The 21,384-nt window shown below is 51.2% G+C and carries 21 protein-coding genes and 2 tRNA genes; 3 read left to right on the forward strand and 20 right to left on the reverse strand.

What is annotated here, in order from left to right; all coding sequences use genetic code 11:
- Positions 1–150 precede the first annotated feature (150 nt).
- On the reverse strand, positions 151–3,696 hold the full coding sequence (locus HYD27_RS12980) for a discoidin domain-containing protein (RefSeq protein WP_228745101.1): 3,546 nt from the start codon (positions 3,694–3,696) through the stop codon (positions 151–153).
- Between the two features lie 492 nt (positions 3,697–4,188).
- Here HYD27_RS12980 and HYD27_RS12985 point away from each other — a divergent pair, with 492 nt between their 5' ends.
- On the forward strand, positions 4,189–4,563 hold the full coding sequence (locus HYD27_RS12985; RefSeq protein ID WP_219215720.1) for a VOC family protein: 375 nt from the start codon (positions 4,189–4,191) through the stop codon (positions 4,561–4,563).
- 15 nt (positions 4,564–4,578) lie between these two features.
- Here HYD27_RS12985 and HYD27_RS12990 read toward each other — a convergent pair whose 3' ends face one another.
- Both HYD27_RS12990 and HYD27_RS12995 read right to left on the reverse strand, forming a co-directional pair.
- Positions 4,579–5,028 (reverse strand): DoxX family protein, encoded by a 450-nt coding sequence (locus tag HYD27_RS12990; RefSeq protein ID WP_219215723.1) that lies wholly within the window; start codon positions 5,026–5,028, stop codon positions 4,579–4,581.
- Between the two features lie 89 nt (positions 5,029–5,117).
- Positions 5,118–5,714, reverse strand: coding sequence for a TetR/AcrR family transcriptional regulator (locus tag HYD27_RS12995; protein ID WP_219215725.1), 597 nt, complete (start codon positions 5,712–5,714; stop codon positions 5,118–5,120).
- 137 nt (positions 5,715–5,851) lie between these two features.
- Here HYD27_RS12995 and HYD27_RS13000 point away from each other — a divergent pair, with 137 nt between their 5' ends.
- Positions 5,852–6,025, forward strand: a complete 174-nt coding sequence (locus tag HYD27_RS13000) for a hypothetical protein (protein ID WP_219215727.1) — start codon at positions 5,852–5,854, stop codon at positions 6,023–6,025.
- Here HYD27_RS13000 and HYD27_RS32935 read toward each other — a convergent pair.
- The 12 genes from HYD27_RS32935 to nrdR form a co-directional block, all read right to left on the reverse strand.
- Complete coding sequence (locus tag HYD27_RS32935) at positions 6,022–6,228, reverse strand: KTSC domain-containing protein (protein WP_375373914.1); 207 nt, start codon at positions 6,226–6,228, stop codon at positions 6,022–6,024. The genes HYD27_RS13000 and HYD27_RS32935 overlap by 4 nt on opposite strands.
- Before the next feature lie 170 nt (positions 6,229–6,398).
- The gene (locus HYD27_RS13010; RefSeq protein WP_309242058.1) at positions 6,399–7,151 is read right to left on the reverse strand and encodes an amino acid ABC transporter permease; all 753 of its coding nucleotides are present in this window, start codon (positions 7,149–7,151) and stop codon (positions 6,399–6,401) included.
- Between the two features lie 12 nt (positions 7,152–7,163).
- A complete protein-coding gene (locus tag HYD27_RS13015) occupies positions 7,164–7,865 on the reverse strand; it encodes an amino acid ABC transporter permease (protein ID WP_219215734.1) in 702 nt (233 codons plus the stop codon).
- A 33-nt stretch (positions 7,866–7,898) separates the two neighbouring features.
- Complete coding sequence (locus HYD27_RS13020; protein WP_219215735.1) at positions 7,899–8,762, reverse strand: transporter substrate-binding domain-containing protein; 864 nt, start codon at positions 8,760–8,762, stop codon at positions 7,899–7,901.
- Between the two features lie 30 nt (positions 8,763–8,792).
- Complete coding sequence (locus HYD27_RS13025) at positions 8,793–9,545, reverse strand: amino acid ABC transporter ATP-binding protein (RefSeq protein ID WP_219215737.1); 753 nt, start codon at positions 9,543–9,545, stop codon at positions 8,793–8,795.
- 46 nt (positions 9,546–9,591) lie between these two features.
- The gene (locus HYD27_RS13030; RefSeq protein ID WP_219215739.1) at positions 9,592–10,914 is read right to left on the reverse strand and encodes an LLM class flavin-dependent oxidoreductase; all 1,323 of its coding nucleotides are present in this window, start codon (positions 10,912–10,914) and stop codon (positions 9,592–9,594) included.
- Complete coding sequence (locus HYD27_RS13035; protein ID WP_219215741.1) at positions 10,907–11,911, reverse strand: MBL fold metallo-hydrolase; 1,005 nt, start codon at positions 11,909–11,911, stop codon at positions 10,907–10,909. Before HYD27_RS13035 ends, HYD27_RS13030 begins: the two co-directional genes overlap by 8 nt.
- A 68-nt stretch (positions 11,912–11,979) precedes the next feature.
- Positions 11,980–13,176, reverse strand: coding sequence for an aminotransferase-like domain-containing protein (locus tag HYD27_RS13040; protein ID WP_219215743.1), 1,197 nt, complete (start codon positions 13,174–13,176; stop codon positions 11,980–11,982).
- Positions 13,177–13,190: 14 nt separating this feature from the next.
- Complete coding sequence (locus tag HYD27_RS13045) at positions 13,191–13,463, reverse strand: YciI family protein (protein WP_219215745.1); 273 nt, start codon at positions 13,461–13,463, stop codon at positions 13,191–13,193.
- Positions 13,464–14,004: 541 nt separating this feature from the next.
- Positions 14,005–14,077 (reverse strand) — tRNA-Lys (locus tag HYD27_RS13050).
- Positions 14,078–14,083: 6 nt separating this feature from the next.
- A tRNA-Ala gene (locus tag HYD27_RS13055) sits at positions 14,084–14,159 on the reverse strand.
- A 382-nt stretch (positions 14,160–14,541) separates the two neighbouring features.
- On the reverse strand, positions 14,542–15,018 hold the full coding sequence (nrdR, locus tag HYD27_RS13060) for a transcriptional regulator NrdR (protein WP_074084047.1): 477 nt from the start codon (positions 15,016–15,018) through the stop codon (positions 14,542–14,544).
- A gap of 165 nt (positions 15,019–15,183) precedes the next feature.
- On the opposite strand from nrdR, the gene HYD27_RS13065 reads away from it, so the two are divergent.
- Positions 15,184–15,402 carry an alpha/beta-type small acid-soluble spore protein gene (locus tag HYD27_RS13065; RefSeq protein WP_219215747.1) on the forward strand — a complete coding sequence of 73 codons (219 nt, stop codon included), beginning with the start codon at positions 15,184–15,186 and terminating at the stop codon, positions 15,400–15,402.
- 98 nt (positions 15,403–15,500) lie between these two features.
- On the opposite strand, the gene HYD27_RS13070 is transcribed toward HYD27_RS13065, so the two are convergent.
- The 5 genes from HYD27_RS13070 to polA all read right to left on the reverse strand — a co-directional run bounded on the left by HYD27_RS13070 (position 15,501) and on the right by polA (position 21,246).
- Positions 15,501–16,064 (reverse strand): lytic transglycosylase domain-containing protein, encoded by a 564-nt coding sequence (locus tag HYD27_RS13070; protein WP_219215810.1) that lies wholly within the window; start codon positions 16,062–16,064, stop codon positions 15,501–15,503.
- Positions 16,061–16,657, reverse strand: a complete 597-nt coding sequence (coaE, locus tag HYD27_RS13075; protein ID WP_219215748.1) for a dephospho-CoA kinase — start codon at positions 16,655–16,657, stop codon at positions 16,061–16,063. Before coaE ends, HYD27_RS13070 begins: the two co-directional genes overlap by 4 nt.
- 9 nt (positions 16,658–16,666) lie before the next feature.
- Positions 16,667–17,422 (reverse strand): manganese efflux pump, encoded by a 756-nt coding sequence (locus HYD27_RS13080; RefSeq protein WP_219215750.1) that lies wholly within the window; start codon positions 17,420–17,422, stop codon positions 16,667–16,669.
- Between the two features lie 260 nt (positions 17,423–17,682).
- Positions 17,683–18,525, reverse strand: coding sequence for a DNA-formamidopyrimidine glycosylase (gene mutM, locus HYD27_RS13085; RefSeq protein WP_219215752.1), 843 nt, complete (start codon positions 18,523–18,525; stop codon positions 17,683–17,685).
- Between the two features lie 51 nt (positions 18,526–18,576).
- Positions 18,577–21,246, reverse strand: a complete 2,670-nt coding sequence (gene polA / locus HYD27_RS13090) for a DNA polymerase I (RefSeq protein WP_219215754.1) — start codon at positions 21,244–21,246, stop codon at positions 18,577–18,579.
- Between the last annotated feature and the right edge of the window lie 138 nt (positions 21,247–21,384).

The raw sequence follows: 21,384 nt of genomic DNA on the forward strand, positions 1-21,384 counted from the left end.
GCGTTTCCGCCATTTTTCTGAAAAGATAAAAATTTATATGTTTCACGCTATACATTAGCCTTATCTTTCCCGCTGAAACGGATACCATCCTTATAAGGACGGTATCCGTTTTCACTTGATATAGTAAAGACTACCGTTTTATTAAAAGGTTCAGTCTGCTGTCTCAACGATTCCGTGCAGCTTCAGCTCGGCGATATTCCCGAACCATGTGCCGGAATTATAGATGCGGATATAACGGTACGGCTCCGTGCTGTTAATGGTAAAGCTCTGCCAATCCACAGTGGAAGCTGCTGCTGCTGTTAGATTCGTCCAAGATGCATTATCATTGGAGCCTTGGACCACCGCTCCCTTAATTCTGCCATAATAGGTATCCTGTCTTGCCAGCAGCTCTATACCGGACAGCACCGCCTGATGGCCTGCTTTGAAGTCAAAGGTAATATAGCTTCCCGCACCGGAGCCGTTTACGCGGAAGTCCGATGAAGTCGCAGGATTGTTGTCAAATAAATAGTTCACCTGCTGCAAAGTGGCCGCCGCCGTTCTTCCCGAGGTGGAATCCAACAAATCAGCCACGCTTGTCACATTGCTGATAAGATCCGACTCGTCCGCAAGGTGCAGCTTGGAGCCGTCGGTTGTAAAATACGTGGTATCTCCCGGCGTTCCGTCATTCGCCTCGTAGTCGATGGAGAATTCCACGGCTCCCGTAGGCACATTGCCGGCCATGACAGCCTCAGCCGTCCAGTGGATATTGTCGGTGCTGCTGACTGCTGCCTGAAGTCCTTGAATGGTGACCGCTACATTTTGAAGAGCTTCTTTGGCTGTGACCGTTAATTTCACTGTACTGCCCAGCACAATTCTGCCGTTGATGCTCTGGTCGGATTGGAGCGAGACCGCAGCAAGCTTGTTTTCCGTCTCATGGCGCTCGCCAAAGATGCGGAATTCGCCTAATTCCAGCATATTGCCAACCACATTATGAAGGACATCGGGCTGCGGATGAAGCATTTGGATTTGGATGAACCGGAACTGCTCATTCCTGTATGCATCATCTACGTCGAGTCTGGCCAGATCATCGGTAAACGGAGTTTCGCCCGGTGTCAGCCGTATCCAGTTCTCTTTGTCGTTCGACCCGAACACCGCCGAGCCTGCCATACGGTCCACAAAGTTCATCCGGCTCTGCAAGCTGAAGGCATCCGCAGTGATCTTATAGTCAGCTCCGAAATCGAGGATATGGGATAAATCGGGCGCCAGCGTGTAGACAGGAAAAGTATTATTATTGTTATCCACAAGCAGGGATATCGAGCTGCCAAAGGTGGAGGCAACCGCATTGGAATAGTCCATGCTGCCGTCATCCAGCAGGGGCGTCAATAATTGCAGGCCCTCCACCGCATTCCCCAGGGCCAGCAATTGCTGATAAAATGCCGCATCCGAAGCGCTGTCCAGCTGACTCAAAGTTTCATTATACACGGCATTGTAATGATCCAGCGTCTCTGTGACATAGGCTGTATTTGGATTATAGCGCGCAATTGCCGCCTCCACTGCGGAAGCCCGGTCATTTGTTACAACGATATTGACCTTCTTGGTAGCCAGCGTAGTCCCGTCCGAGGCTTCGACGATAAAAGAATACGAACCGGACTGTACAGGCTGCCAGGAAAATGCGCCGGTACCCGCATTAAGCGCAGCGCCCTGCGGCTTGTTCGAGCTCTTATAGGTGACGGCATCCGCAGCAGCGGAGTCCGTTGCAGAGAAGTCCAGAGTCACAGGTGCATAGGCATAGGCAACGAGATCCATATCTGCTGCACCGGCCTGGAATACGGGAGGTGTCAGCTGTTCTCCTGCCTTTACATTGAAGTGATCGATGTCAACCGTTGTGCCGTCTCCCTTTACTTTCAAATACAGAAGATTGTAATCCTTGTCGAGCTGCCCATAGCTGACGTGGCTGATTCCCATGTCATAGGTCACATATTTCCACTCACCGTGCGTATCCGGCAGCGCCAGCGTGTGATATGGAGTAGAGTTTTTTTCTTTGCCCAGCTCCAAAGCGGCTGTGCCGTTCGTCCGTATCTTCAAGCCAATAAGGCGCGAATTCGTGCGGTCGGCATAGGACAGATTCTGCACCGCAATGATGCTTCCCGCTGCCGTGGCCTGAATCTGCACATAGGAGGTGCTGCCTTCCTGAACAGCCGCAGCATGCTGGTCAAAATCCGTAAACCTGTCTTCGATTTCTACGAATGCGGCGCCGGGCTGCTCCTTGGGAAGATACAATGCCCCCTCAGCCTCAGCCGCCTGCGGGATATACAGCCAGAAGTCTCCCCCGCCATCGACATTATCCCAATTTTGCTTGAATTCTCCCTGATGATAGTAGTTGGACGGGATTCTCTTGGTAAAAGCCTCATAATAGTACGGGGCCTTCTGCGCTACATCAATCCCTTTGACATACGTGTAGTAGTAGTAGAGATCCCAGAAATTAGCGGTCGTCATTCGCCCCCTGTAGGAGTCGGATAAATAATGATAGATGCCTCTTACCGTGCCATCGGGGGATATAGCGTAGGGCACCGGGGTAAATACAGTGTCGTAACCAAGCATGTATTGCCAAAAATAATCGGCCGCCGCCAAAATCCGGTCGTCCAGGAACTCATACGGGCCCACTGCATCATTGTCAGCAGATACGGTGCCTTCTACCGGATCAACCTTGGTGCCCTGGGCCAGGAACATGCGCGATATGATCGCCGCATTCGTTAAATCGCCGCCGCCATGCGCCTGGTCTCTGCCCATCTCCACATGCTGCACATGCGGCACGTCCAGGGGTTCCCCCGTCGCGGCATTGGTATCGACCAGCCGGAACAGCTGCTTGACCGAACCGTTAAAGCCTTGGTCCGTGGCCGTTTTGTTCACAGTGAACCATTCGACGGCCTCATTGTATCTCTCTCTGTTATCGGTAAAGATATAACCGGCCATGGCACCCATCAGCGCATAATTGTTCTGGTTCATGAAGTAATTATTATCATGCTGGAAGGTTTCAATTACCGGATTGACAAGGTTGTCCGTAAAATCAGCCGTGTCCTGTGCCGTCCACTTCAGCGCTTCCGTCTCAGGGGTTGTATATCTTAATATTTCAGCGGCTGCGACCATCCGGTTCAGCGGAATGCCCGTATGAATATGCGAATCTGTAAAATACACATATTTCGCCGGGTCCATTTGAGACCAGATACGGATAATCGCCATCGCATTGGCCCGGTACACCTCATCACTGGTGATATAATACATCAGCGCCTGCGTATACGCTTTCAATCCGTCGGCGATAAACTTCGAGTTGAAGCTCTGGCTGTTGAATGCATCGCTGTCCGGCTTCGTGGGGTCCGCAGCGCTCCTGTTGCTGGAGGCAACATTTGTTGCAGCGGATGAAGAAACGGTCATTGCCTGATAATAGGAGTACCAGGGCTCTTTTTGCGCCAGCACCTGGGTTCTCATGTTCTCAAGAACCTCTTTGGTCAGTCCAACGCCCGGATGAATAAAGCCATTGCTGACGCTTTCATTGATTTCAACCCTGTTCTCTGTGTCTGCAGCCGCCAAGGTGCCCGGCTGGACCTCCGTGTCCGCCGCCGCTATTGGCATAAACGCAATTACCATGCCGGCCGCCGCTATCCCCGCCGTCACACGTCTCCATGCCCTTTTGAAAACCGTCGCCTGTCCTGATTTCAAGTTCTTCCCTCCATATTCTAGATAGATTGGCCTTGAATATTTCCCTGAAGCTGAGCTGCAGTCGCACACTTGCTGCTCCAACATTTTGTATGCGCTTGCAATTCCCGCAAAAAATAATCCGTTCATATTGCCCGGCAACAACCCGGCTATGCGGGAACGCTATAAGGTTATCACGGCGGCTTCCCCATTCAAATGCGGTTTTTTAAGCGATATATGCGGTATTCTTAAGATTTTTTAATAATGCAGCCTTGCAGCCCTTATTATTTGCAAAAAGAGCAGCAAAATCACCCCACAAAGTGGGGCCTTGGCTTCGATGATGACTTCTGTTTCATACGCCTTGCCGTTCTGAACGGCAGGAATAGTATTCCACAGCGGATTATGCGCCTCGAATGTAGCTTTACGCGCAAAGTGCTATAATAATTAAGTTCAAGCTCCCTTTACTTCACGCGGGGAAGGAAATGCCGGAACACTCACAGGGGGGATATGACAATTATGAAATTGAGCCTGAATTGGATTACGCTCAGAGTGCGCGATCTGGAGGCTTCACTTGATTTCTATAACAGGATTCTCGGGCTGCCCATTGGCCGCCGCTTTGAGAGCAGAGGCAGACAAATCGCTATGCTGGGCCCGGAGGGTCAACCCAAGATCGAGCTTATAGAGGGAAATGACACGGCTCTTAAGCCGGAATGCGGCGTTTCCGTTGGCTTCGAAGTGGAGTCGCTCGATGCGGCCCTGGAGGAATTGCACAGCCGGGACATCCCGGTTGCGCGCGGACCGATCTCGCCTAATCCCAGCCTGCGGTTCTTTTATGTGCTGGACCCGGACGGCTTCGAGGTGCAGATTGCGGAGCACAGCCGGACCCGCTGATAAGCGTCCGCCGGCCTATCCGCCGAATAGGGGGGAAGCGAGCAGCACCGCAGCGATGAATACGAGCTGCAGCGCTGCTCGGACCCGCAGCTTCGGCACAGGCTTGCCGCCGAATGCCATCTTTTCCCGGGCCGCATAGAAATTGGCCGGGAACATTGCGATGAACAGCAGCGCCAGGCACACAGAAGCAGCCAGAGACACCGAGGGCAGCAATATACCGACAGCTCCGGCAATTTCCAGATACCCTGTTGCGGTCACGATCCATTCTCTCCGCGGAAAAGCAGGCGGGACCATTCTGACCAGATCAGCACGCCGCTGTCCCCAGTGGGCCGAAGCGGACAGCAGCAGCATCACAGCTACTGCCCATTGGATGGATGTATGCCAGTCATCGAAGTAAGCTCCGCCCAGGAAACCGGCCATCCGGAACAACAAAAAGGACCCGGCAAGGGCTATAAAGGGCACCATGCAATTTCCTCCCCATCATTTAAGTGTCTTGTCACAAGCATACGGTACGAATATCAACGTTACGGGCAATGACATTTCCATTTGGAGGCTTATTGTTTTTTCAGAATACCTGCCATAAAATCCGATACTTCCTTCGCTGTGAGTGATGCGGATGATGTTGGGATAGATGCCCGCACCCGCAGCCCCAGCGACAGGAGAACGAACAATTCAGCCGTTTCGTCCGGTTGTACAGATTCTTTGATAACCCCATGCTCCTGTCCTGTTCTGATCCATTGGTTGGAGACAGATACAGACCGCTCATAGAACTGCTGAAGCACTTCCGCAACCGCCGGTTCATTTTCCTTGCCCAGCAAGTATAGAAGAACTTTGTTGGTCACCTCATGACTGTCTTCCAATTCTGCAAGATTCCTGGAAATGGCCTGCATCGGCCTCTCGAACGTGCTGTCCCCGGTTTTGGCAACCTCCGCATTAAAAAGTTCATCGACGGCTTTAAGCCGCTCGTGCAGCACCCAGGCAAAAATCTCATCCCTGCTCTTCACATAATGGAATATGGCGCCCTTCGATAATTGTGATTGCTCCATAATATCCTTCAAGGTAATCTCATGACAGCTTTTTTCCTGCAGCAGCAACTTTGTCGCATCCAGCAATTGCCGGACGGCCAGCTTTCGGCGGTCCTCGTTCTTCATGGCCTTCCCTCCTGACTGTGCAATAAGCTTATAGCCTGATTATACAAACCGACCATCGGTTTGTAAAGGTGTTTAATAATTGCCACCCGCTCTGCCGATTAGGCTATAAGCCCAACAACCATTGGAGATACTAGCAATTGGAAACGGCTTCGCCGTCCAGATTCAAACATCCGTTAACGGCCTGTCTGTACCTCTCATCAGGGAGGGGCTGGTCCTATGACAGCAATTTGGAACAGCTCAAGCTGGACCGGCAATGGCTTGCCTCACAGCTCGAATTAACAGGCATTCACGATTTCAGTGAAATGTTCTAACTGATTCTTTTGTATGGGTAGTTATTGCGGATATGGCGATTAAAATACCGGCCCAGCGATCCAGCCAAAAGTAAAGCAGCATGCTCCATTCCGGGTACATTGCTGTACTGGTAAAGAGTGCCATTGTGAAATTCAATACGAAGAATTCTAAGCGCTTCATCATATCCTACTCTGCTTATACTTGAGGATAAGACTGGAATCATATCCACATTGCTCCACTCCTTATTCGATCATACCTTTATTGTTCACGATATGATAAGAAAATATAGGCTGTGAAGCACGCCGCTTACATGCAGTATCCGGCTGAAATTACAGACGGACACTGTATTGAAGCAGTTGTTTTGCGGGACCATGGTCTTGGGGTGCTTTATTGTCATTTCGCCTGGTTTTCTTGAATTCCCTTTTTCCGTCTTTTTGAAACGGCATTATGTTTCTTCTGATTGGAAAAATATTGTTCCAGAAATACAAACAACCGTTCAAATCCGAGTATCAACAGCCAGTAGACAATGGCAACCAGTACATACATCTCCAAATAGCGATAAGTGGAACCCGCCTCCATTTTGGCTACTGCCATAATATCAATTACTTTTATGGTAAAGGCCAGTGAGGTTTGCTTAAATAAAGCAATAAATAAATTTGCGAAATTCGGCAGGGCGCTTACCAGCGCTTGAGGAATAAAAATACGAAGCAGGGCTTGCGGCAGGGTCATTCCGACCGATAATGCGGCCTCCATCTGACTATAGTCCACTGTATGGAGTGCGGCATACCATACCTCGGCCTGATATGCTGCGGTATAGAGTGAAAAAATGAGCAGCGCAATAAACATGTTGTTAAACTCGGTGGGAAGGAAGCCACCGCCAAAAACCTCATTGAAATAGGAAAAAATATCCGGCAAGCCAAAATAAACGAGGTACATTTGCACCAGCAACGGCACTCCGCGGAAAATGGATATGTAGGCCGTGGCCAGCTGGGACAATACAGGTATTTTGTAAGAGCGGACAATGGCCAGCACGAAGCCGAAAATAAATCCAACAGCTGCCGATACCAGCACCATCAGCAGCGTTCTTGGTATTGCCTCCATAATCAGGGGCAGCCTGCCCAACATATAATCCCAATCCAGCAACATATGGAATCACCTCTATGCCTTTCTGGCCATAATCTTGTATTTCCGTTCCGAACGATTTTGATAGAAGGCCAGCAAGCGCCCCAGCAGCATGGAACAGAACCAATATATAAACGATACCGCCAAATAGGTTTCAATCAAGGTTACGCCATATCTGCGTTGGGTTAAAATTTGGGCTTGTCCCATCAAATCAACCACGCCGACGGTAAAGACCAAAGACGACTCTTTAAAAATCGTAATGGCATTGTTGCCAATCACCGGAATGGCGATGCGCAGCATTTGAGGAACAATGATGCGCCGCAGCGCCTGGAAATACGACATGCCGACTGCGCTCGCCGCCTCATGCTGTGATGCCGGCACAGCGAGATAAGCTGAACGGATCACTTCCGACATCACCGCTCCGCAATGCAATCCAAAAGCGATCACGGCAAACGTGAAATTACTCCATGAGTTAATATCGATGCCTGCCTGCCGCAGCAGCTGCGGCAGCCCGTAGAAAATTAAAAATAATTGCAGGATGCCGGGTGTACAGCGCATAAAGGAAACATACGCCACGATCAATTGGGAGAGCACGGGGATTCGAAAAATTCGAATCAGCGCCAAAATGAATCCCAGTACAATTCCCCCGGCCAAGGCCAATGCTGTAAAGGATAACGTAAGGGGCAGCTTCGGAAGCAACTTCCAAAACGCATCTATTACTTCTGCCAAATTAATCAAACCGTTGCCCCTCCGTTCAAAGTATCTTTTAGCTTACTGCTGCCCGTTCACTGCTTCAATAGGCTGGAACATGTCTACGCCAAACCATTCTTCAGAAAGCTTCGGCAATGTGCCGTCATCAATCAATTGTTGGGTCACTTCGTCAAAACGGGCTGCCAAATCCGTTTTTTCTTTGTTAAACAATACCCAAATCGGTTCTTTGGTTACATAAGCTGCAACCTTTAAAGGCAATTTCAATTCTGCATTTACGTTGTCAAAAACGGTTTTATTGGTTAAATAGGCGTCATATTTGCCATCTGCTACCCATTGTACAGATTCTGCATCGGTTACCGCATCGATATCTTCGGCAATAATGGGATTCTCCGCATTCTCCTTGTTATAATCTACAACCAGGGTGCGCAATCCGGTGGAAGGGCTCATCGGAGTCAATGTTTTGCCTCTCATATCATCCAGGCTTGTGATATCATTACGATCTTCTTTCACGATCAAAGCGTTCAGGGAATATCCATATTCCACATCACCGAACAAATACTTGGCTTCGCGGTCCGGGTTGCGATAGTAGAAGTTTGCCGCAAAATCATATTTGCCGGACTCCACGCCGACAAGCATGGCTTCACGGGCGATCTGTTCATATTCGAATTCATATTCTTCGAGACGCTCATCCAATAATTTCAAATATTCGACCGTGTACCCTTCCATTTCATTGTTGTCGTTCGAATAACTGAACGGAGGATTTGGCACGGCATTTTGCGCTACCTTGAGCACCGTCACATTGGCAGCAGGTTCACCGCCGGTTGTTGGAGCTGCCCCTCCGCTGTTTTTTTCCGGGTCAGAACCGCATGCAGAAAGCGCCAAGCCAGATGTCAGGATTACTGCTGCCAAAGATATCTTTTTCATTGTACTTACTCCCTCTTCTATGTTGAATTATTAGATTTCAAATGTCCATTCTGACAGACGGTTGCTCATAAACTCTTTTGTCCGTTGCTTCCGGGGCTCAAAGAAAATTTGCCTCGGCTCGCCCTGCTCCACGATGTTCCCCTTTTCCATAAAAACAACATGGGTGGAAATATCCCGGGCAAAACTCAGTTCATGGGTAACGATAATCATCGTTACCCCCTCCGAGGCTATTTTTCTGATGACCTCCAACACTTCTCCAACCAGTTCCGGGTCGAGTGCGGATGTTGGTTCATCAAATAAAATAACTTCCGGGTCCAAAGCGAGTGCTCTGGCGATACCGACACGCTGCTGCTGTCCACCGGACAGCTGGGAGGGATAATGCTCCGCTTTGTCGGCCAGCCCGACCTTTTCAAGCAGGGCCAGGCTTTTGAGGCGTGCTTCCGCTTTTTTCATTTTCTTCACTACAAGCAGGCCTTCCATTACATTTTCCAGGGCGTTTTTGTTGATAAACAGGCCGTACGACTGAAATACCATCGCTGTTTTCCGTCGCAGCTTCAGTATATCCTTGCGGGTTAAATGCTCGGTATTGACAGATAAACCACCGATGGCAACCGTTCCCGTCTGGGGTCTCTCCAATAAATTAATGCATCTGAGAAGAGTGGTTTTCCCTGATCCGCTTGGACCGAGAATCGAAACGACGTCACCGCGCTTAACCTGCAATGAAATTCCCTTCAACACTTCTTCGGAACCGAACCTTTTATGGATGTTTTCTACCCGAAGCATCTTCACACCCCCTCTCTTCGCTGCCCGACCGATCCCGCTGAACCTCTCATGATTCAGTGTAACGGTTCGGAACAAAATCCAGTCCCAGATTTCCGCGTAAGGTTGTAGATTCATACTCTTCTCTGAACAATCCGCGTTCACGCAAAATCGGCAACACCAGGTCAATGAACTCACGTGTTCCTTCATAATATGGAGGCCATACGAAGAACCCGTCACAGGCTCTGCCCTCAAACCACGCTTGCATACGGTCGGCTATTTGCTCGGGTGTCCCTACAAATTCGGATTTGGGGGTACCATAACGGAATGCCGCTTGCCGAAGGGTCAAGCCTTCTTTTTGGGCAGCTATTTTAATGCGGTTGGCCATATAGCTGTAGCCATCATTGCCTTCGTCCTGCAATTCGGGGAAGGGAGCATCCGGATCAAGCTTAAACAAATCCACATTTTTAAAGAACAGCTTCAGCTCTGTTAACGCTTCTTCATAGCTGATGTAAGCAAGAATTTCTGCAAATTTGGCTTTGGCCTCTTCTTCAGTTCTGCCGATGACCGGATTTAAGCCGGCAAAGATGAGAATTTCGTCTTCCTCACGGCCCGCTTGTACAACACGCGCTTTTAAATCATCATAGAAAGCGTTGGCTTCTTCAAACGTAATCGGAGTCGTATATATACCTTCCGCATACTCCGCCGCAAAATTCTTGCCGTCCTCGGATTGACCGGCCTGGAAAATCACGGGCTGTCCTTGCGGAGAACGGTTGATGTTCAGCGGTCCGCGCACTTTGAAAAACTCGCCTTCATAGTTCAAGGTGTGCAATTTGCCGGGGTCGTAAAATACATTGTTTTCTTTGTCGTACACGAACGCATCATCTTCCCATGAATCCCATAACCCCTGCACCACATCCAGATGCTCCCGGGCGCGTTTGTATCGCTCGGCATGCCCGTAGTGGACATCACGGCTGTAATTCAGAGAGGCTCCGCTTAATGCGGTGGAAACCACGTTCCAGCCCGCGCGGCCGCCGCTGATTTTATCGATGGTCATAAATTGGCGTGCAGCGTTAAAGGGCTCTGTGTAGGAAGTCGACAGTGTGGCCACCAGACCCACATTTTTGGTAACGGAAGAAAGGGCGGCAAGCAAGGTGACCGGCTCCAACTGGTTCACGGACTTGGGGGCGCTATGCTCATCAAAGTACAGGCGGTCAGAGAAAAATACAAAATCAAATTTTGCCGCCTCCGCCTCTTGAACTTGACGGACATGCTCTTCAAAGTTCACATTGCCGTCCGAGGGCACGTTGGGATGACGCCAGGAGGTGCGATAGTGTCCAATGCCGAACACACGGGCACCTAATTTCATTTGTTTTTTATGTTTATCAGTCATTGCTTTTCCCTCCGTCCTTAACAGCTTGTCTATATTTCACAACTCCGTTTTGTTCCGTTTGTTCGATTAAGCCCTGGGACAAGGCATAACGGACCCGGGAGATGGTTTCGGTAAAATGGAACCGTTTCTGAATTAAAGCAGGTACAGGTTCAAATACCCCGTAATACGCTTCGTAGGCTGATTTCCATGTATCCGCAGTAAATTGGCTGACCACCTTTTGCTGACGTTCGGCATTTAACTCCTGAAGCTGCGCCAGCCGCCCGCCAAAATCAACAAAGGGCTGATGATGGCCCGGAAACGCCAATTGTACGGCATACGGCTTTAATTTATCCAACGATTGGATGAAGCTGTGAATGGGACTGGGATCAAACTCGTCGGACACATAACAGGTATCGGGCAAGCTGTCGGGCATCACTTGGTCACCCACAAAGATGATTTGCCAAGCTTTACTGTATAAGGCGTTGTGGCCGGCGGCATGGCCCGGAACAGACAATACCTCGAATTCCGCATCTCCGATTTGAATCCTTTCCCCTTCGTCCAGCAGGGTCAGGGACGCCTGCGGGAGCACTTGCTGTATATTGTTGTTCAGATGGATTTGCATCTGTTCCAACAAATCTTCCGGCAGTCCGTTCTTGCGGTAGGTATCGAGGAAATAAGCAACCAGCGGGCGGCCTTCTCCCCATAACCCTTCAATTTGCTTCCGGGCTACGGCAGACACATAAACTGGTGCACGGGATTGTTGTTGAAACCAGCCGGCAAGGCCATAATGATCAGGATGATGATGCGTAACGATAATTTTACGGATTTGATCAAAGGTAAAACCGATCTTTTTACTCGTTTCATGCCAAAAAGCAATGGCGGCTTCTGTGTTAAAGCCAGGGTCAATCAGCGTGTATCCTTCTCCATCCGGCAGCAGATAGCTGTTCATCCAGGCTGGATTGCCCATGGGGAGACGAATTTGGTATATTCCGTGCGGATGCAGCGAATAGTCGCTCATTTTGCTTTTCACTCCCATATATTTATAAGCATATGCATTTACTAGGAATTAGAAATAAAAAAATTATTCTACTCCGGACGTTGCTGCAATTCCTGGTACGCCTTATACAACCGCCGGATACCCAGCGCAATCCTTTCCCCGGAACAATATGTAAAGCACAGGCGTATGGTATCTCTCCCTTCTTTATTTTCATAAAAGGCACTGCCGTCAAGCACACTCACTCCATGCGCTTCTGCAAGCCGGGTCAGCCGTATGACATCCGTCGGCTGTGTAAAACGGGCACATAAGAAAAATCCGCCCCTTGGCACTTGGACTTCAATACGGTCCCCGAAGGTATTAACCAGCGCGTTCACCATCACATCCCTTTGCTCCCTGTAGTGCGCATTAACACCGTCCAAATATGTCTGGAAATCGTTGTTCTGCAAATACGTGGACACAATCTCTTGCATGTAGGGATTTGTTTGGGAACCGCTCATGAATTGCTGCACAAATCGGCTTAATACCGGAGGAACAACTGCCCAGCCCAGGCGAACCCCGGGACCGATGATTTTCGAGAACGTCCCGATATGAATCACATAACGGGGAGCAAAGGTGTGAATAGCAGGAAGGAAGGAGCCGTTAAAGTTCAATTCAAGATACGCATCGTCCTCCAAAATATAAAACCCGTACCTCGCTGCCAAATCCGCCAATTGCTGTCTCCGTTCAACAGACAGACAAACCCCTGTGGGATTTTGATAGTTCGGCATCACATACAACAATTTTGGCAGCGGCTCACCGGCCAGCACCCGTCTCTCCAGCTCCACTTGCAGGGGCTCAATCAGAATACCGTTTGAGTCGATTTCAAAGGATCGGATGCGAGCCGCACCCGCAAGACGGAACATGCGGACCGCGCCAAAGAAACTGGGATTCTCAACCCAAACCTCATCGCCAACGTTGCATAGAATGCGCGCAATGACTTCAATCGCCTGCGCGGCGCCAACTGTAATTTTAATTTGTTCCACCGGCACCTGCATCCCGATTTTCTCAAGCCGCCCGCCCACCCAGCTTGGCAAAAAAGAAACGGCCGGACCGCCAAAATAATGGAGTGCGCGTGTTCCCTGCTCCAAAGTAGCCTGTTTTGCCGCTTCGGCCAGCGCTTGAACCGGAAACAGCTCCGAATATGGAAAGCCAAAGGATAAATGCACATGATCAGGGTTGTCATTTTTCGTGCCGCCCACTGTATTGGTGGTTTGTAAAAAGCGGTTATACGTAAAGGATTCCGGCATGCTATATCGCTCTCCTAAGTTTCATTTCCCCATTTGGCTACCCACTCATGAACTTTAAATTCACGCACACCATGAACGGCAAAAGGAGAACGGGCTAAAAGTTCCTCCACCTCCGCCTGAGATCCGCCGCGGAACAGGATCAATCCCAAAGAACCGTCCGCAAATTTACCATTTGCAATTATTGTTCCTTGTGCGCGCAGATCATCTAAATATTTCATATGATCCTCAAAGTATTGTTCTTTTTTCGAATTATCCAATTCCGTTACAAATACTGCAAAGTACGCCATCTCCAATTCTCCCATCGGATTATATTAATATTATTTAGAGCGGGTTACTTGTAATTATGATATTTGCAATTTTAATATATAAAACTTTCTTTTGCAACAACAAATCGTGAAACTTCGCTAAATTTCGACATATTACACGCCGCTTTTAATGCTCTCCTCCCAGTTAGCTTCCAGGAAGAGGCGGGTATTAAGGCGGCTTTTTTGCGGGAAAAATCAACGGATTCTTGAGCATTCAAGTAGGAGAACGGCGATGACGCGATTGGAGCAGCAGTACGAAGAATGGTAAAAAAAACAATCTGGAGAATGAAAGCAATCATAGGCGATCAGCAATTTAGATCATCTGTTTCCGGAGCGGGAGGTTCGCGATTTCAATAATGGCTGCGCATCTGGATTTGGCCGCTGAAGTTGAGGGCTGGCGGTTTGCGCCGGATCAGGTGAACGCGAAATGACAAAAATCCCGCTTCCACTTTCGCTGCCTGCTTGCTCCTCACAATCCCCGAGACAGCAAGAAAGAACGGCATCTCTGCCGTTCTTTCTATGATGGACTCTCAGGGACTCGAACCCTGGACCAATTGATTAAGAGTCAACTGCTCTACCAACTGAGCTAAGAGTCCACAATATGGTGGAGAATAGGGGGCTCGAACCCCTGACCTCATCGCTGCCAGCGATGCGCTCTCCCAGCTGAGCTAATTCCCCATGGCGCGTTTTAGAACTACAATATGTATTCTAAAAACTGACTTATTCTGTACTATTCATGTCACTTTATTGATGATTTGTTTCACAGGCGACTTCTATATAATATAAAATATCGAGCTTCATGTCAACACTTTTGTTAAAATTTTTTTTGGCGCGCCAATGCTGATTATCAACCATCCGCATACCCGCCCGACTTCGACCTGACAGTAAGCCGCCAGCATTGCAGCGGCCTACTTCTCTGCATGGAAACAGGCCGGCAGGCCTGTTCCGCCGCTTGAAGGCATGTCCGCAACATGAGGGGGCTGCCGCTTTGGATGTGCAGCACTGCGGAGTCCTTGAAGAGCTTAATTCTGCGGCGCTTGCAGGAAGCTTCCTCAGCTCCCTACAATCCTTCCAGCTCCCCGGTGCTTTTGGACAGCAGCCCCTTCAATTCCTTCATGAACATGTTGATATCTTTGAACTGGCGGTAGACGGAGGCGAAGCGGACGTAGGCAACTTCATCTACAGGATAGAGCTGCTCCATGACGAGCTCGCCGATCTGGCGGCTCTCCACTTCGGCCAGAGCGATGCCGCGCAGGGATTTCTCGACTTCGGAGACGATAACCTCCAGGCGCTCGACGGAGACGGGACGCTTCTCGCAGGCGCGGATGAGGCCGCGCAGAATTTTGTCGCGGCTGAATTCCTCGCGGCTGCCGCCTTTTTTGATCACGATCAGCGGTGTCTCCTCGATCATTTCAAAGGTGGTAAACCGCCGGCTGCAGGACTCGCATTCACGCCTGCGGCGGATTGACTTATTCTCGTTGGCCGGGCGCGAATCAAGCACTTTGGTATTGGTGTGATCACAGTAAGGGCATTTCATAAGCTTAATCACTTCCTTTTGCAATATTGGCGCCGTCCCGGTCCGGCAGGAATCCGGCTTCGAAGAGGCTAATTCTAATTTCCATAAATCACCGTTTATTTCTTGTTATGAAGATGGCAACTACGGCACATAATACAGTTACCAACCGATAGGAGGTGAACAGCAATGAGCCAAAACAACAGCTCCAATAACCTGGTAGCTCCAAATTCCCGCGGTGCCTTGGAACAACTGAAATACGAAGTTGCCCAGGAACTCGGTATCACGCTCTCCCCAGATGGATACCAAGGCAATAAAACTTCTTACGAAAACGGTTCGATCGGTGGTTACATCACTAAACGTCTTGTAACCCTGGGTGAACAATCACTGGCAGGTCAGTTCAAATAACCTGTCCCCATAAGCTTGCCTAAGAAGTATTAAACACCCTCCGGGTCGTTTAATACTTCTTTTTACATAACCGAAGTGATTTCAGTGCAGAACGCAGCTTAGAATTCATTATATATCTCCGTGTACTGCCCGTAATAATAGATCACGCGCTGAACATAATGGCGGGTCTCGCCAATCGGGATATTCTTCACCGCCGCCTCGGTGCCGTCCCAGTCTCCCTCAGCCAGCCAACGCTGCACCTTCCCCGGCCCTGCGTTGTAAGCGGCAATTACCGCTATGCGGTTGCCCTCGAACTGGCGGGACAGCGAGGACAGATACCAGGTGCCCAGCTCAATGTTCGCCGAAGGCTCCTCCTTCAGCCGTTCCAGCGATACATCGGGAAGCTTGGCCTTTTCGAGCGCCCACTTGGCCGTATCCGGCATCAGCTGCATCAGGCCTATGGCGCCTTTTTTGGACTCACGGCCGGTCTTGTAATTTGTCTCCACCCGGATGATCGCCGCCACCAGGAACGGATCCATTTCATAGGTGAGGCTGTGCGTGCGAATTTCGTTCTTATAATAAATGGGATAGAACCAGGACATCCAGTTCGTGCTCAGGAACAGTATGGCGGTAAAGCCTATGAACAGCAGGAGCAGCACTCTTTTTTTGCGCAGCCATTTCATGACAGCCCCAGCCTGTCCCACAAACCGTCAACCTGCTGCCGGGTATATACCGGATCACGGCTGTTGTCGATGACATAGGTGGCTCTGCTGCGCTTCAGCTCTATATCCATCTGGGCACCCAGTCTGCTCTCAGCCTGCTGGGGCGTCAGCCGGTTGCGTTCCATCAGGCGGGCCAGCTGAACCTCGCGGGGAACATAGACGACAGCAATGTCCTGAAACAGATTCTCCAGCTGCGATTCATACAGCAGAGGAATATCAACAACGATTAAACGCCGCGGATCCTCCTGATCCCAAGCATACATACGATTCTTAATTTCCCGGCGTATCGCCGGATGAGTCAGGCCGTTCAGCAGCTGCCGGGCTTCCGGGTTGTGAAAAACGATCTCGCCAAGCCTGGCCCGGTTCAGCGTTCCATCCGGCTGCAGAATTTCATCTCCGAACTGCTGCACCGCAGCAGCCAGCACCGGGGACCCGGGAAGCATTACCTCTCTGGCAATGACATCGGCATCTACCAGCCGCGCTCCCTTATCCACAAACATTGCGGATACGGTGCTTTTTCCGGAGGCAATGCCTCCGGTTAAGCCCATAATCATGTACTCACCTCATAATAGCTTCATTATTCCCATTGCAATTAATAATAACGCAGGAAACAGGGCGGCATGCTTCATCCAGTAGCTTCCTGACAGCCTCAGCCCCGTCTTCATCCCCAGCAACAGGAAGGTGCCGCTGAAGAGGGCGATCATCAATGAAGTGGAAACTGGACTGAACCCCAGCAAGGCAGCGCCAAGTCCGGCCCCAAATGCATCCAGCGACAGGGCAATCCCGAGCACCATAGCTTCCATGGAGGAGATGCTGCCTGATGCGTCCATATCCGCCGACGAAGGTGTGCGGAGGATCTGGATGACCACCCCCAGGTGCCGAAGCTCCAATGAGAAGACCGCTGGCCTCTGCGGTTCGTCTTCCTCTGCTGCGCCGCCTGCAGCATGGGCAGCATTTCCTGCGAAGGCAGCCGCCGTCTCCGGTTCAGCTTCCCGTCCATCCTGCCCGGACTCTGCCTGCACATCTGCACCGCCGTGCTCCTTCTCTTTCTGTGTAACCATCTGGTATAGGGACCAGCAGCCCATCAAGACGAGAATAACCGCTCCAATACTGGATGCGGCATGAGGAGAAACCACCCTGGCCAGCAGCACACCGACCTGCATTGAGACACATATGACAATTCCCGAGCACATTGAGATAATCAGAACAGAGAGCAGCGGTATTTTCATTTTACGCAGCCCATATGTAATGCCGACACCAAAACCGTCCAGACTTAGGGCAAACGCCAACAGCAGCAGTGAAAAAAATGGGCTGAGCACCCGCAATCCCTCCCGTGAAGAACCAAAAGCCTGCACATACCAATCCGGGCGCATGGCTCCGTTCGCTTTCTTTCAGCATTCTTCACACAGTATATGGGCGGGACGTGCAGTGAGTGCCTGCCTTTTGCCGCAGCATGGACAGCATAAGCATGAACAAGATGAGACGGCATTGCCGGCCTCTGAAGGAGGACATTTTGTTGAAACCTGTTCTTTCTTATATTTCAAAAAATACCGCCGTGCCAAATCTTACGATGCAGCGCTTACTTTACTAATGCAGGCTGAGGCTGGCAGCTTGGACAATAATGCGTGCCTCTGCCCCCCACCACACTCTTTTCGATCAAGGTGCCGCAGCTGGCGCAGGGCTGGTCCTTGCGCCCGTAAATAAGCAGCTGATGCTGGTAGCTCCCGCTCTCCCCCTGGCCGTTGACATATGATTTCACAGATGAACCCCCGGCGTTCACAGCCTCTGTCAAAGTAGCCACAATAGCATGATGCAGCAGATCCAGCTGGCTGTCCGTAAGCGCCTTGGCGCCCGTCTCGGGATGAATGCCGGCACGGTGCAGCGCCTCATCTACATAAATATTGCCGATGCCGACCACATATTCCTGATTGAGCAGCAGCGGCTTGATTCTGGTGCTTTTGCCCGAGATAATTTCCCTGAACCGTTCCGGTGTAAAAGAAGGCCCGAGCGGCTCCTCGCCCAGCTTCTTCAGCGGCGGAAGCAGCAGGTCCTCACCAGGCTGGAACAGATGCATAGTGCCGAACTGGCGCACATCCGTATACCGCAGCTCCTTCCCGTCGGTAAAATGAAAAATGACATGGGTATGCTTGTCCAGCGGCTCCTCGCCCTGATAAAGTCCATAGCGGCCCTCCATCCGCAAATGGGATACCATAACCAGGCCGTCCAGCACAAACCGCAGGAACTTGCCCCTCCGCTCCACTTGCACCACTGTATGGCCTGCCAGCATGCCGGCAAAAGCCTGAATATCGTCCGGGCGCTGAATGATCCGCGGCAGCCGGACGGTGACGTTCTCTATCTGCTTGCCTGTAATTAAGGCATTAAGTGTTCTTTTGACTGTTTCTACTTCCGGCAATTCCGGCATTATGGCTCACCTCCACTCCATTATACCGGATATCCGGTCCTTACGGGGAGCCTATTTCGCTTCATACCAGTTGCTTCCATAACTTACCTCTGCCTTCAGCGGCACGGAGAGCTTCAGCGCACCTGCCATAACCTTTGGCAGCAGCTCCTTCATCAGCTCCAGCTCATCCTCAGGCACCTCGAACACCAGTTCATCGTGCACCTGCAGCAGCATGCGGCTCTTCAGCCCGCGCTCATACAATGCCTTGTCCATTTCAACCATCGCCAGCTTGATAATATCCGCCGCCGTCCCCTGAATCGGAGTATTCATCGCAGTCCGCTCGGCAAAGGAGCGCAGATTGAAGTTCTTCGCATTGATCTCCGGCAAATAGCGTCTGCGTTCCAGCAGCGTGGTGACATAGCCCTGTTTGCGCGCATCCTTGACGATATCATCCATGTAGCGGCGCACACCCTTGAACACTTCAAAATACTGTTCAATGAACCGCGCAGCCTCCTTGCGGGAAATATTCAGATTCTGCGACAGGCCGTAATCACTGATGCCGTACACAATCCCGAAATTGACCGCTTTGGCAGAACGCCTCATGTTGCTGTCCACCTGATCGGCGGCAACACCGAACACATCCATCGCTGTCTTCGTGTGAATGTCCATATCCTCCAGAAAAGCTTCCTTCATCCGCTCATCGCCGGAAATATGCGCCAGCACCCGCAGCTCAATCTGCGAGTAATCCGCTGCCAGAATCGACCAGCCCGGCTCGGACGGTACGAATACCTTGCGGATTTTGCGGCCTTCCTCGAGCCGGATCGGAATGTTCTGCAAATTCGGAAACTGGCTGCTGAGGCGTCCGGTTGCCGCGATGGTCTGGCGGTAGAAGGTGTGTACCTTGCCGGTCTCAGGGGAAATTTCCTTAAGCAGACCTTCCACGTAGGTGGATTGAAGCTTGGCGATGGTGCGGTACTGCAGAATCAGACGTACTGCCGCATGATACGGGGCCAGCTTCTCCAGCACCTCGGCATCGGTGGAATATCCCGTCTTCGTCTTTTTGACTACAGGCAGCCCCAGCTTCACGAACAGGATCTCCCCCAGCTGCTTCGGAGAGTTGAGGTTGAACTCCGTTCCGCAGATCATATAGATTTCCGATACCAGCCTGGAAATCTGCGCTTCAAATTCCTTGCCGAGGTCGATCAGATCCTCTCTGTTGACGGCAATTCCCTGCTTCTCCATATCGGCCAGAATGCGCGACAGCGGCATCTCCAGGTCGACAAACAAACCGGTCATCGCGGTGTCCGTCAATTCCTGCTGCTGCTTCTGCACGATGCCGAGTACGGTGGCGCTTTTGCGGGCGACATGATTGCCCAGGGTTTCAAGCTCCGGTATTGTATATTTGGCGCCTTTGCCGAACACCTCTTCATCCGGAGACAGGCGGGGCAGACCGTATTTGGCGGTAAGGTCGTTCAGGTTCTGGTTCGCCTCCGTCGGGTCCAGCAAATAGGCGGCCAGTTGAACATCATTGGCGGCTCCGGCAAAAGCGATTCCCTGCCAGTGCAGCGCCAGGTCCGCGCGGTGCAGATCATAGCCGCTCTTCGGCGCCTGCTCGTCCCCCAGCCAATCCCGCAGCTTCGCCGCAGCAGGACTCTTCAGCAGTCCAAACGGTACGAAATAATGCCGCTCCGGGGAGGACAGGCCAATGCCGATCACCTCGGCACGATGCGGGTTCTCGCCGCTTGACTCCACATGCAGCGCGGAAATGCCCGGCAAGGCGGCTATAAGGTCCGGCATCTCCGCTTCACCTACAATGGTGATGTCGAGCACCGCGGCCTCCGCAGCTTCAGGTCCATCCCCCCCGCCGGCGGCAGGTGCATAAGCGCTCAGCGACAGCCGCTCCAGCAGGGATTTGAATTCCAGCTTGGCCAGCGCCGGGCCGGCGGTATCGCCTTTGATTCCGGTGAACACCATATCCTCCCAGGCATGCTCCAGCGGAACCTCGCGGTAGATCGTCGCCAATCTTTTGCTCATGACGGCGCTGTCCGCATGCTCCTCCAGCTTCTCCTTCATCTTGCCCTTCAGCTCATCCGTTCCGGCCAGCACTCCCTCCACGGACCCGAACTGCTGCAGCAGCTTCAGCGCCGTCTTCTCACCCACGCCCGGAACTCCGGGGATATTATCACTGGCATCGCCCATCAGGCCTTTTAGGTCGATGATCTGCTCCGGCGTCAGATCGTATTTATCGCGGATCTGCTGAGGCCCGTACAATTCCACCTCGGTAACCCCTTTGCGCACCAGAGCAACGGTCGTATGCTCCGAAGCCAGCTGCAGCATATCCTTGTCCCCGGACACAATCATAACCTGCCGTCCGGCCTCATCGGCCTCACGGGAGATGCTGCCGATAATATCGTCGGCTTCATAGCCTTCAATTTCGAACTGCGGCACACCCAGATTCCGCAGCAGCTCCTTCAGCATGGGGAACTGCTCGGACAGCTCCGGCGGTGTCTTTTGCCGGCCGCCCTTGTAGTCTTCATAGCCTTCATGCCGGAAGGTAATCCTCCCTGCATCAAAAGCAACAATCATATGGGTCGGCTTATGCTCTTCAATTAAGCGGAGCAGCATGGTTGTAAATCCGTACACCGCATTCGTCTGCTGCCCTGCGGTATTCGTCAGCGGCGGCATTGCGAAGAATGCGCGGTAAATAATGTTATTGCCATCTATAAGAATCAACTTGTCCACTTCAGCACCTCGCCTTTATCTTGCATACTCCTTACATTTTAACATATGCCCCGCATGAGAAGAAACGGCTTCGCCGTCCTCTGAAAGAGGCGGCACCCGTTTCTCCAAAAGTAGAAGGATAATTGATAGCGTGAAACA

This window comes from Paenibacillus sp. S150 (assembly GCF_019352175.1).
Classification (GTDB): Bacteria; Bacillota; Bacilli; order Paenibacillales; family Paenibacillaceae; genus Paenibacillus_AQ.